The organism is Dryocola clanedunensis subsp. sulfonylureivorans (assembly GCF_016756775.1).
Lineage (GTDB): Bacteria > Pseudomonadota > Gammaproteobacteria > Enterobacterales > Enterobacteriaceae > Dryocola > Dryocola clanedunensis.
On sequence record NZ_JAERMU010000049.1, the window covers coordinates 1 to 11,429 of the forward strand.

Genomic DNA, 11,429 nt, shown 5'->3' on the forward strand with positions numbered 1-11,429 from the left:
CGTTAAAATCTACACCACAGACTTGAGAGCCTAAGGTCGGATACGACGTCCGGACTGCGTTCAGAATAAACTGGCCGGTTTACTCTGAACAGGGGGAATAATACAAGGTCGGATAAGCGCAGCGCCATCCGACACAAATCAGATAACCCGTGAGAACTGCTGAAGCCTTGCTTTCTGCCGCAGGTAAACATCGAAGCACATGCAGATGTTACGGATCAGCAGACGGCCTTTCGGCGTGACCTGAACGCCGTGCTCGTCAACCTCCACCAGCCCGTCTTTAGCCAGCGGGGCTAACAGCTTCAGGTCCTCTGCGAAATACTCCGCAAAATCAACATCCCACAGTTTTTCTACGTCCGCAAAGTTGAGCTGGAAGTTACAGATCAGCAGCTTAATCACGTCGCGGCGGATACAGTCGTCGCGAGTCAGGGCCAGACCGCGCCATAGCGCATCACCTCGGTCATCAACCTGCTGATAGTAGGTCTTAAGCTCTTTCTGGTTCTGAGCGTAACAATCCCCGATCATACTAATCGCAGAAACCCCTATGCCCAGCAGGTCGGTATCGCCCTGCGTGGTGTAGCCCTGGAAGTTGCGGTGAAGCTTACCTTCACGCTGGGCCACGGCCAGCTCGTCGTCCGGGCGGGCAAAATGGTCCATACCGATAAACTGGTAGCCTGACGCGGTTAGCGAACCGATGGTTTCCTGCAGAATATCCAGTTTCTGCTGGGCGCTCGGCAAATCCGCATCCTTAATTTTCCGCTGTGCGGCAAACAAGGTTGGCAGATGGGCGTAGTTGAAGACGCTCAGGCGATGCGGACTCAGTTCGGCCACGCGCTTCAGGGTGAAAGCGAAACTTTCCGGCGTCTGCTTTGGCAGGCCGTAAATCAGATCGATATTGGTCGAGGTGAAGCCCAGCTCGCGGGCGCGGTTAATCAGGGCAAAGATGAACTCTTCGTCCTGCTCGCGGTTCACCAGCTTCTGCACTTCTTTGTTGAAATCCTGTACGCCCATGCTCAGGCGAGTGAAGCCCTCTTCACGCAGGTGATCGAGCACATCCAGCTCAATTTCGCGGGGATCCACTTCAATGGACAGCTCAGCATCTTCGTTAAAGTCGAAATGGCTACGTAGCAGCCCCATCAGGCGACTTATCTGCGCTTTGCTAAGGTAGGTAGGGGTGCCACCGCCCCAGTGCATCTGGCTGACGTGACGGTCCTTAAACAGCGGTGCACGATGGGCTATTTCTTGTTCCAGCGCGTCGAGGTACTGATCCGCTTTATGGGTCTGCCGGGTGACAATCTTATTACAGCCACAGAAGTAGCAAAGTTTGTGGCAGAACGGGATATGGATATACAGCGAAAGCGGGCGCTCAGGATAACGAGCAACCGCCTGCAAAAATGCCCCCTCGCCAAAGTCCTCAGAGAACTCCAGCGCGGTAGGGTAAGAGGTGTAACGCGGCCCTGAATAATTGTATTTCTGGATCAGGGCCAGATCCCAGTCGATTAACTGCTCAGACATACTCACTCCTTCCGATGGTGCCGCCCGCGTTTTCGCAGCGCTCGCGGCCCGCCCACTCCTCGGGCATTGAGCCTGCGGCGCAACAAATTCTGCACTCGCGACAGCCGCCGTAGTTTAACGAATAACCACAGCAGATAACACACCAGCGGAATAACCATGAGAAAAACAGGTAATCCCATGAGCGTAAACGCTAGTTACCGCCCTTCAGCAGACGCATTAAATCGTCGCCTTTGTCTTCTTCTTCTTCGTCATCTTCATAAGCGATGCCCAGCTCAGCCATCAGCGCATCGATGCGGTCGAGTTTGGCATTCACCCACGTTTGCTCTTCAGCGCTTAATGCTTCGCCCTCTTCCAGGCGTTCCAGCAGCGCATCCAGGCGTTCATCATTCTCCAGCAAATCCAGCTCAGCCTGTGGTGTTAGCATAGGTTTCTCGCTTTTTGGTTTGTGCTGTTTAGGTTTCGCCGCCGGGGCTTCGGTCACACCCAGAGCAATAGGTTTTTTGCTGCCAATTCGTGGATCTTTTGCCTGTGAGGAGCCTTTACCGCCCTGCGCCTGGCTGCTGCCGCTAGCCCGGCTGCCCGCAGAATGGCCACGGTGTTTTTTCGCACGCTTTCGTTCGCGAGCTTCCTGATCGACTTCTTCGCGAGACTTACGACGGACTTTTGCGGTTTTGCTGCCGGGTGCTGCTGAGTTTTGTTGCTTCATGGTGAGTTTTCTTAAGCCGTTTTATTCAGTATAGAATTGCGGCGGAATCTAGCAGAAAGCAAGCAAAGAAAAAAGGCGACAGATTAACCTGTCGCCTTTTTTCTTATCTCACGACCCATTTGGGTCATACATTCCGTGTTAGCGTTCGACACCCTGTCTTTCCGTTGCCAATAACTTTCCTTGTTAGGTTCCCTGTCCCTTTACTACGTCTCCGGACGTTTGCCTCCTGGCTGTTCCTGGTTCTCCGTCATCCTGACGTTCCTGAACCCTCGTCCTGAGTTGTTATCCCTTCCGGCTTCCCTTGCCTGTGTGATGTACTTTACGCTTACCCTTAAAAACGGCAAGGGTATGATTGGTGTCTCACACAGCTCCTGCAGTTGTGCAAATCCAATAACCGCATGTTATGTAATGATTTTGCAAAATATTTCATTCGAAACTTTCCGTATTGTCTGACACACAGAATGGCAAATGTCTTACAAGGCTCAGGGTGAATACTGTAAGCCTCATCCCTGCCGCGAGAAAAACGGTCTTTTCTGCCCATTCAGGTATAATCCCCCGCAATGCTCATCCTGAGGGAGACAACCTTTTGACAAACTGGAACTATCACCAGACCCATTTCGTGCTTAGCGCACCGGATATTCGCCACCTGCCTTCTGATATCGGTATTGAGGTTGCTTTCGCAGGCCGCTCTAACGCGGGTAAATCAAGCGCGTTAAACACCCTGACCAATCAGAAAGGCCTGGCGCGTACCAGTAAAACACCTGGACGAACTCAGCTCATTAACCTTTTTGAAGTTGCTGACGGTAAACGCCTGGTGGATTTACCGGGTTATGGATACGCGGAAGTACCTGAAGAAGTAAAACTGAAATGGCAGCGTGCGCTGGGTGAATACCTGCAAAAGCGTAACAGCCTGAAAGGTCTGGTCGTGCTGATGGATATTCGCCATCCGCTAAAAGATCTCGATCAGCAGATGGTTAACTGGGCTGTCGCGAGCAATATCGAAGTCATGATTTTGCTGACCAAGGCAGACAAGCTGGCTTCGGGCGCCCGTAAAGCACAGCTGAATATGGTTCGCGAAGCAGCTGCCGCGTTTGGCGGCAATATTGAAATTGAAGTGTTTTCTTCGCTGAAAAAAATCGGTGTTGATAAGCTGCGCCAGAAGCTGGACAGCTGGTATAACGACATCCCACCAGCGGTGGAAGAAGAAGCGCCGGAAGAGTAAGAAACAGACGGGTTATCCCGTCTTTTTTTGGCTTCGCGCAATAAAAAACGCCCCAGTCATTTCTGACTGGGGCGGCTAAAATATTCAGCCAAATCCGATTACGTGAAGTAAAAGGTCTGAAAGATAGAACATCTTACCTCTGTACCCTACGCGAATAACTTTACTCCTTTTTATTCGCGTGAAAAAGCATTTTTTGTAGTTTTTTTTCACTGTTTGCACAGCATTCTTCAAGCGTCATCACAAAAAACTATGACTTATGTTGCTTAGTTACAAAAAGGTGACATCAAATTTGCTGCATTAATGCGCTTCATCCCAGTTTGCACCACTGCCCACTTCTACCAGTAATGGCACATCCAACTTCATGCTGCTTTCCATCAGTTCGTGAATTTTTGCAGAAACGGCTTCTACGTCGTCCTTATGCACTTCAAACACCAGCTCATCGTGCACCTGCATGATCATCTTCACGCGCGGCTTATCTTTTTCCAGCCAGGCGTCTACGGCAATCATTGCGCGCTTGATGATGTCCGCAGCAGTTCCCTGCATGGGGGCGTTGATTGCGGCACGTTCAGCGCCCGCGCGGCGCGCACCGTTGCTGGAATTGATGTCCGGAAGATACAGGCGGCGGCCATCCAGCGTCTCAACATAGCCTTTGTCCTTCGCCTGCTGGCGGGTGCGCTCCATGTAATCCAGCACGTCAGGGTAGCGCTCGAAGTAAAGATCCATGTATTTCTGCGACTCTTTGCGCGGAATGTTGAGCTGGCGGGAGAGGCCAAACGCGCTCATGCCGTAGATCAGGCCGAAGTTAATCGCTTTCGCGCTGCGGCGCTGTTCGCCAGTAACGCTGTCCAGCGGCAGGCCAAAAACTTCCGCTGCCGTGGCGCGGTGGATATCCTTTCCTTCCGCAAAGGCGGTAAGCAGGCCTTTATCCCGTGACAAATGCGCCATGATACGCAGTTCAATCTGCGAATAGTCAGCGGAAACAATGACATAATCTTGCGACGCGATAAACGCCTGGCGAATACGACGACCTTCTTCGTTGCGCACAGGGATGTTTTGCAGGTTTGGATCGGTCGATGACAAACGGCCCGTCGCCGCCACAGCCTGATGATAAGAGGTATGTACGCGGCCGGTTTTCTCATTGATCATCAGCGGTAACTTATCCGTGTAGGTGGACTTCAGCTTTGCCAGACCCCGGTATTCAAGGATCACTTTAGGCAACGGATAATCCAGCGCCAGTTCTTCCAGCACCTCTTCTGACGTGGATGGCGCTCCACCCGGCGTTTTCTTCAGCGGCTTAATGCCCTGTTTTTCAAACAGGATGGTCTGCAACTGCTTGGTGGAAGAGAGGTTGAAGACCTCGCCGGCAATCTCGTGCGCTTTGAGTTCCAGCTCGCCCAGACGCTTAGTCAGCTGCTCTGAATGGATGTGCAGTAGTGCCGGGTCAATCTTCACGCCATTACGTTCAATGCGTGACAAGACCGGTACCAGGGGCATTTCTATGTTATTGAAAACATTCAGCGGCCCTGCACTTTCCTCAAGCTTTGGCCACATTTTCAGATGCAGTTGCAGGGTGACATCCGCATCTTCCGCAGCGTAGCGCCCCGCCTGCTCAAGATCGATTTGGTTGAAGGTGAGCTGCTTCTTACCCTTACCGGCGATCTCTTCAAAGGTGATGGTTTTGTGGCCGAGCCAGCGGTTGGACAGGCTGTCCATATCGTGACGACCCGCTACGCTATCCAGAATGTAGGATTCAAGCATAGTGTCAAAAGCGATGCCACGCAGTTCAATGCCGTAGTTGCCTACGATACCTCGGTCATACTTAAGATTCTGACCGACTTTCAACGCTTTTTCGTCTTCCAGTATTGGCTTAAGAAGTTCCAGCACGCGCTCGAGGGGAAGCTGATCCGGCGCGTCGATATAGTCATGGCCGACCGGAATGTAGCAGGCGACGCCTGGTTCAGTTGCAAACGAGATACCCACCAGGCGAGCGCTGACGTTATCAAGGCTGTCTGTTTCTGTATCAAAAGCAAAGAAAGGAGCTTTCTTCAGGCGCTCAATCCACTCAACGAGAACTTGCTCATCAAGAATGGTGACGTAGTTGTCATAAGAAAGAGCATTGGCTGGTTCTTCTGGTTCGGCGTCAACTTCGATAGTTTTTTGCGGTTTAGCGGCAGCTTTAGCACCTTTGGCCTGCAGCCACTTACCGGCTTCGACATCTGTGATCCAGCGTTTAAACTCGTACTGCTTAAACATGCCAAGCAGCTCTTCAGCGACCGGCTGTTGCACTTCCAGCTGTTCGCAGGTTAGCTCCAGCTCAACGTCAGTTTTGATAGTTGCCAGCTGATAGGAGAGATAAGCCACCTCTTTGCTTTGCTCAAGTTTGGCAGCCATTGTTTTCGCGCCGCGGAAACTCAGCTCAGCGATTTTTTCCGGGTTAGCATAGAGCGCATCAAGGCCACCGAGCCCTTGCAGAAGCGCCTGTGCAGTTTTTTCACCCACGCCCGGCACGCCCGGAATGTTATCTGACGAATCACCCATCAGCGCGAGGAAATCAATGATCAGCTCTGGCGGCACGCCATATTTTGTTTGTACTTCCTCGGGGCCGAGGATCGTGTTCGTCATGGTATTGATCAGCGTCACGCCCGGTGTGACCAGCTGAGCCATGTCTTTATCACCAGTACTAATAAGTACTGGGCGGCCCATTTTTTCAGCTTCCAGCGCTAACGTGCCAATGACGTCGTCCGCTTCCACGCCTGAAACCGCCAGTAGAGGCAGCCCCATCGCTTTCACCATGGCATGTAAGGGTTCAATCTGAGCGCGCAGATCGTCCGGCATTGGCGGGCGATGGGATTTGTAGTGCTCAAATAACTCGTCGCGGAAAGTCTTTCCTTTCGCATCGAAAACCACGGCGGCATGGGTCGGCTGATACTGCATGATCAGGCTACGCAGCATATTCAGTACGCCATACATCGCACCGGTAGGCACACCAGCGCTGTTGGTCAGAGGAGGAAAGGCGTGGTAAGCCCGATAAAGATAGGAGGAGCCATCAACGAGGATAAGCGGGTTTTGCGCGATCTGAACCATAATGTCCGTTCCATGCCTGTTTTAATTTATTGCTAAAGGATGCCATAGCCTGGCCAAAAACATGAACTTTTGCGGGCGATTAGCTAAAAAGATTTGTCGATCCTTGCGATCTTACGCAAGATCGAGAATGTGGATAACTTTGTGCATAATTCTATAACTATCTAATATCTTAATGTAACATAGCGGCATCGCGTTATTTATTCTTAATAAAATCATGCGCTTATAGATTTGTTAAATCTATACCTGTTGCTTTTTTTGGATTATCCAAATGTGGATATAAAACTAATTTTTAACAAAACGCAGCATAATGACTTACGAATGTAATCCCGCTCAGACCCTATGCGGCTTTTTGAATAATCCTCCGGACGCAAAGTTGATAAAATTCATGGCTTGTCGGCCTTTTGGGCACTTTTATAAAATCACCTTATGAAATAATTATTTATGTCGAGATTGCTTGCAGCATTCACCTTATTGTTGAGTGTCGCTCTAACTATCCTGGTGACGGTAATATGCTCCGTGCCCATCATCATCGCTGGCATTTTTAAGCTGCTATTACCCCTCCCTGCAATCTGGCGCGCTATCTCGAAGTTTGCCAATTTTATGATGTACTGCTGGTGCGAAGGACTAGCGGTACTCCTTCGCCTGAACCCGTTTCTGAAATGGGATGTAGAAGGGCTTGAAGGGCTAAGTAAGAAAAGCTGGTATTTACTGATCTGTAATCACCGAAGCTGGGCGGATATCGTGATTTTGTGCGTACTTTTTCGCCATCATATCCCGATGAATAAATACTTTCTTAAGCAGCAACTGGCCTGGGTGCCGTTCATTGGCCTGGCCTGCTGGGCGCTGGATATGCCGTTTATGAAGCGCTATTCACGCGGTTACCTGTTACGACACCCGGAACGTCGCGGTAAAGACGTCGAGACGACACGTAAATCCTGTGAAAAATTCCGCGTCTATCCAACGACCATCGTAAATTTTGTCGAAGGGTCCCGCTTTACCCCGGAAAAGGTGCTTGAAACACGTTCCGCATTCCAGAATCTTTTACCGCCGAAAGCGGCAGGCATTGCGATGGCATTAAGTGTTTTAGGGCCACAATTCGATAAGATCCTTAACGTGACGCTTTGCTATCCCGAAAATACACATTCCCCGTTCTATGACATGCTGTCAGGGAAGATGACAAGAATAGTGGTGCGGGTTTCGCTAATACCTATTGAGGAAGAACTGCACGGGGATTATGTGAATGACAAGGTGTTTAAACGTCGTTTTCAGACCTGGCTCAATGCACTCTGGCACGAGAAAGATGCACTGTTGAATAGCATCATGAAGAAAAAGAAAGCCGGTCAGTGACCGGCTTTTTACTTACTTCTTCTCGACCAGGAATTTCGTTACGTCAGCGTACTGCTTAACGAACGCATCCATATCGCTGGTATCCATACCCTGAGGATTCAGCTGATACTTGCCGTTAACGAAGATAGCCGGTACGCCCTGCAACTGCAGATCTGCTGCCGCTTTCTCTTGCTGAGCAACAAGGGATTTCACCACGAAGCTGTTCCACGCAGCGTCATACTCTTCTGGCTTCACGCCAGCATCGATAAAGACTTTGCGGATATCAGCAACGTTTTGTACGGTCTGGGTTTTCTGCACGGCTTCAAACATAGGAGCAGTGATTTTATCTTCCACGCCCAGCGCCATTGCAACAGCCCACGCCTGAGTCAGATCTTTACCCAGCGGGCCCAGGAACTCAACGTGATACTTGGTCATTTTAGTGCCTTCCGGCAGCTTTTTCTTCACGTTATCAGACACGTGAAGAACTTCTTCAAACTGGTAGCAGTGCGGGCAGTAGAAAGAGAAGAACTCTAATACTTGCGGTTCGCCTGCAACGGGTTTATCGATGGTCACGTACTCTTTACCATCGGTGAACTGGGCAGCAGAGGCACTGAATGCCAGAATCATACCCGCGAGTGCCAGCCAAATTTTTTTCATATTCCTTTCTCTCCTGAATAGTACTGACTAATACATTGGCGTTAGTTGTAGTGGTGGTTCACGCAGAACCCGGACCTGCTCGGTGAAAGTTGCAGTCTGACTGCGCCAGTAATCTTCCTCGGTAAGCCAAGGGAAATTCCTGGGAAAAGCGGGGTCATCCCAGCGACGAATAATCCACGCGAGATAATAGACCATACGCATGGCACGTAAAGGTTCGATGAGGGCGATTTCATCTGAATTGAAGGGGGAGAACTCTTCGTAGGCTTCGATGATAGTTTCGAGCTGCATACGCTGTTCGGCTTTGTCGCCATTCAGCAGCATCCAGAGATCCTGAACGGCTGGGCCGTTACGGGCATCATCAAGATCGACGAATAACGGGCCGTCTCGCCAGAGGATGTTCCCCGGATGGCAGTCGCCGTGCAAACGTAAAGAGTCGAACCGGTCGTGCCAGCGAAGTTTAACTTCTTCGATTAACGTATCAGTAGCTTTAAGAAAAGCCGCTTTCAACGCCGCAGGAATCAGCTTCGTTTGTTCAAACAAAGCCCTTGGCTCAAGAAGATACTCATCAATACCGATAGTGGGCCGCTCCGCAAACAGCTTACGGCGCCCGGTCTGATGAATTCGACCCAGGTAGCGACCCACCCACTCCATTTGATCGATATTATCGGTTTCATACTGCCGTCCGCCCAGGCTAGGGAATACCGTGTACATAAACCCCTGATGGCGAAGCAAAGTATTACCGGAATAAGATAAAGGAGCAGCAACCGGAACCTCATCAGCCAGCAACTCTGCTGCAAACTGATGCTCTTCCTGAATTTGTTCTGCAGACCAGCGGTTGGGGCGATAAAATTTCACCACATAGCGTTTGCGATCCTCATCCTGAAACTGATAGACGCGGTTCTCAAAGCTGTTTAAAGGGGTCAGCCCGGAATCCACCCGTATACCCTGTTCAAAAAGGGCATCCATGATGGTATCCGGATGTAGAGTCTGAAAATTGAAAGCGCTGTCTGTCATGCAGGCAACCGACTGTTAATACGAATAGTTCAGGATAACATTTCGTGGCAGCTTAGGTGGCCCGGCTTACAAGCTTTTACTCTTTAATTACACCGCGCGCGCGAAGTAGCGCTGTTTTAAAATCTTCTTCGTAGTCTTTTTTAATACCAGGGATAACAGCATCTTTTGAGGAGTCGCGCATTTTCAGGTGGTAGATCAGCACATCATCAGTGAGATCGGTTAATTCACCGGTATAGCCTGACTCTTCAGCAAGTTTCTGCAAAAATTGGATTAGGTTGAGATCGGGCTCTTTCTGCCACGCGGGTTGTAACAGCTCGAGCAGTTCGTTAAGACGCTTACATTTCATGATAGTGCTCCTTTCACTTGCGAGATGTCACACGTTAGCAGGCTCAATCCCACATTAAAAGAGGCGATATTAGTGACATGTTTAACGGAAGTAACTGGCGTTATTCTTGCCGGTGGGCGGGCAACCAGAATGGGCGGGCAGGACAAGGGGCTCATTAAATTGAATGGCTTGCCGCTGTTTGAACATATTGTGAGAAAACTCACCCCTCAGGTTGGCAAGGTGGTCATAAGCGCGAACAGAAATATCGAAAAATATCAAAAACTTGGGCATGAAGTATTAAGCGATTCCTTACCTGGTTACCCAGGTCCACTGGCAGGAATGCTTTCCGCGATGCAGCAGCTGGATGCCGAATGGTTCCTGTTTTGTCCTTGCGATACACCCAATATCCCTGAAAATCTCGCCCATCAGCTCTGGGCATCAAAGGGGCAGTTTTCTGCCTTGTGGGTAAATGACGGAGAGCGCGATCATCCAACGCTCGCGCTTGTACATCGTAATATTGCTCCGGCATTAGAAAATTATCTGGCGGCTGGTGAGCGCCGGGTAATGGTATTCCTGAAAGAAGCAGACGGACATGCCGTGCTCTTCCCTGGGCAGCAACAAAACTTCGCTAATGTTAATTCACCTGAAGATCTTGCCTTGTGGGAGAACAAATAGATGGTGCCTTTACTGGCTTTTGCCGCCTGGAGCGGTACGGGGAAAACCACGCTGCTTAAGCAATTAATCCCATTACTCAATGAAAAAGGGATACGTCCGGGGTTAATCAAACATACGCATCATGATGTTGATGTCGATAAGCCAGGCAAAGACAGTTACGAGCTTCGTAAAGCGGGGGCATCGCAGACAATAGTCGCCAATCAAAATCGCTGGGCCTTAATGACGGAAACACCGGAACAGAAAGAGTTGGATTTGCACTGGTTAGCAAGCCGTATGGACCCGGCATCACTGGATCTGATCCTTGTGGAAGGGTTTAAGCATGAAGCGATACCGAAGATTTTACTATTCAGAGCGGGGCTTGGGCGTGGTCTGGATGAGCTGGCGATCGACAGCAACGTGATTGCCATTGTCAGTGATACAGCGATCACTGAAGCAGGACTACCGGTCCTTAATATTAATTCACCGGAAGAAATTGCTGATTTTGTTGCCGAATGGCTTAAGAAATGAGTATTGCCTGCTCTTTAGCGGGCATTTTTTATAAACCGCAGACAGCAAAAAGCCCTGTACAGAGTACAGGGCTTTTCACTTATTTGGAGCCTGGCAGTTCCCTACTCTCGCATGGGGAGACCCCACACTACCATCGGCGCTACGGCGTTTCACTTCTGAGTTCGGCATGGGGTCAGGTGGGACCACCGCGCTAGTGCCGCCAGGCATATTCTGTTCGCTAACCGTCACGCTTTCACGCAACCATTAACTTAAAATCTGGAACATTCAGCTGAAAATCAAATCTCTCTCACCAAAACACCTTCGGTGTTGTAAGGTTAAGCCTCACGGATCATTAGTACTGGTTAGCTCAACGTATCGCTACGCTTACACACCCAGCCTATCAACGTCGTAGTCTTCAACGT

General features: G+C 50.2%; 11 protein-coding genes and 2 rRNA genes. 4 read left to right on the forward strand and 9 right to left on the reverse strand.

Going from position 1 to position 11,429, the window contains the following annotated elements; all coding sequences use genetic code 11:
- Positions 1-138 precede the first annotated feature (138 nt).
- Both hemN and yihI read right to left on the reverse strand, forming a co-directional pair.
- A complete protein-coding gene (gene hemN, locus HYQ67_RS23500) occupies positions 139-1,512 on the reverse strand; it encodes an oxygen-independent coproporphyrinogen III oxidase (RefSeq protein WP_202308572.1) in 1,374 nt (457 codons plus the stop codon).
- 190 nt (positions 1,513-1,702) lie between these two features.
- Complete coding sequence (gene yihI, locus HYQ67_RS23505; RefSeq protein ID WP_202308574.1) at positions 1,703-2,218, reverse strand: Der GTPase-activating protein YihI; 516 nt, start codon at positions 2,216-2,218, stop codon at positions 1,703-1,705.
- Positions 2,219-2,804: 586 nt separating this feature from the next.
- Here yihI and yihA point away from each other — a divergent pair.
- A complete protein-coding gene (gene yihA / locus HYQ67_RS23510; protein ID WP_202308576.1) occupies positions 2,805-3,440 on the forward strand; it encodes a ribosome biogenesis GTP-binding protein YihA/YsxC in 636 nt (211 codons plus the stop codon).
- Between the two features lie 84 nt (positions 3,441-3,524).
- Here yihA and spfP read toward each other — a convergent pair whose 3' ends face one another.
- The gene (gene spfP / locus HYQ67_RS24515; protein ID WP_071892919.1) at positions 3,525-3,572 is read right to left on the reverse strand and encodes a small protein SpfP; all 48 of its coding nucleotides are present in this window, start codon (positions 3,570-3,572) and stop codon (positions 3,525-3,527) included.
- 165 nt (positions 3,573-3,737) lie between these two features.
- Positions 3,738-6,524, reverse strand: a complete 2,787-nt coding sequence (gene polA / locus HYQ67_RS23515) for a DNA polymerase I (protein WP_202308578.1) — start codon at positions 6,522-6,524, stop codon at positions 3,738-3,740.
- Between the two features lie 441 nt (positions 6,525-6,965).
- Between polA and yihG the strand changes: the two genes are divergently transcribed.
- Positions 6,966-7,871, forward strand: a complete 906-nt coding sequence (yihG, locus tag HYQ67_RS23520; RefSeq protein ID WP_202308580.1) for a 1-acylglycerol-3-phosphate O-acyltransferase, YihG family — start codon at positions 6,966-6,968, stop codon at positions 7,869-7,871.
- Between the two features lie 12 nt (positions 7,872-7,883).
- On the opposite strand, the gene dsbA is transcribed toward yihG, so the two are convergent.
- From dsbA to HYQ67_RS23535, 3 genes are all read right to left on the reverse strand, one after another.
- Positions 7,884-8,507 (reverse strand): thiol:disulfide interchange protein DsbA, encoded by a 624-nt coding sequence (gene dsbA, locus HYQ67_RS23525; RefSeq protein WP_202308582.1) that lies wholly within the window; start codon positions 8,505-8,507, stop codon positions 7,884-7,886.
- A gap of 27 nt (positions 8,508-8,534) precedes the next feature.
- Positions 8,535-9,521, reverse strand: a complete 987-nt coding sequence (locus HYQ67_RS23530; protein WP_202308584.1) for a serine/threonine protein kinase — start codon at positions 9,519-9,521, stop codon at positions 8,535-8,537.
- Between the two features lie 76 nt (positions 9,522-9,597).
- Complete coding sequence (locus HYQ67_RS23535; RefSeq protein WP_202308586.1) at positions 9,598-9,867, reverse strand: YihD family protein; 270 nt, start codon at positions 9,865-9,867, stop codon at positions 9,598-9,600.
- Positions 9,868-9,891: 24 nt separating this feature from the next.
- Between HYQ67_RS23535 and mobA the strand changes: the two genes are divergently transcribed.
- Both mobA and mobB read left to right on the forward strand, forming a co-directional pair.
- On the forward strand, positions 9,892-10,521 hold the full coding sequence (mobA, locus tag HYQ67_RS23540; protein ID WP_202308588.1) for a molybdenum cofactor guanylyltransferase MobA: 630 nt from the start codon (positions 9,892-9,894) through the stop codon (positions 10,519-10,521).
- A complete protein-coding gene (mobB, locus tag HYQ67_RS23545) occupies positions 10,522-11,028 on the forward strand; it encodes a molybdopterin-guanine dinucleotide biosynthesis protein MobB (protein WP_202308590.1) in 507 nt (168 codons plus the stop codon).
- Positions 11,029-11,116: 88 nt separating this feature from the next.
- Here mobB and rrf read toward each other — a convergent pair.
- Both rrf and HYQ67_RS23555 read right to left on the reverse strand, forming a co-directional pair.
- Positions 11,117-11,232 (reverse strand): 5S ribosomal RNA (gene rrf / locus HYQ67_RS23550).
- A 106-nt stretch (positions 11,233-11,338) separates the two neighbouring features.
- Positions 11,339-11,429, reverse strand: a 23S ribosomal RNA gene (locus HYQ67_RS23555); the annotation flags it as partial.

What these genes read in the sequence shown, in the direction of transcription:
- hemN (WP_202308572.1), bottom strand. Translation starts at nt 1,512, where the DNA reads ATGTCTGAGCAGTTAATCGACTGGGATCTGGCCCTGATCCAGAAATAC.
- yihI (WP_202308574.1), bottom strand. Translation starts at nt 2,218, where the DNA reads ATGAAGCAACAAAACTCAGCAGCACCCGGCAGCAAAACCGCAAAAGTC.
- polA (WP_202308578.1), bottom strand. Translation starts at nt 6,524, where the DNA reads ATGGTTCAGATCGCGCAAAACCCGCTTATCCTCGTTGATGGCTCCTCC.
- yihG (WP_202308580.1), top strand. Translation starts at nt 6,966, where the DNA reads ATGTCGAGATTGCTTGCAGCATTCACCTTATTGTTGAGTGTCGCTCTA.
- dsbA (WP_202308582.1), bottom strand. Translation starts at nt 8,507, where the DNA reads ATGAAAAAAATTTGGCTGGCACTCGCGGGTATGATTCTGGCATTCAGT.
- HYQ67_RS23530 (WP_202308584.1), bottom strand. Translation starts at nt 9,521, where the DNA reads ATGACAGACAGCGCTTTCAATTTTCAGACTCTACATCCGGATACCATC.
- HYQ67_RS23535 (WP_202308586.1), bottom strand. Translation starts at nt 9,867, where the DNA reads ATGAAATGTAAGCGTCTTAACGAACTGCTCGAGCTGTTACAACCCGCG.
- mobA (WP_202308588.1), top strand. Translation starts at nt 9,892, where the DNA reads ATGTCACACGTTAGCAGGCTCAATCCCACATTAAAAGAGGCGATATTA.
- mobB (WP_202308590.1), top strand. Translation starts at nt 10,522, where the DNA reads ATGGTGCCTTTACTGGCTTTTGCCGCCTGGAGCGGTACGGGGAAAACC.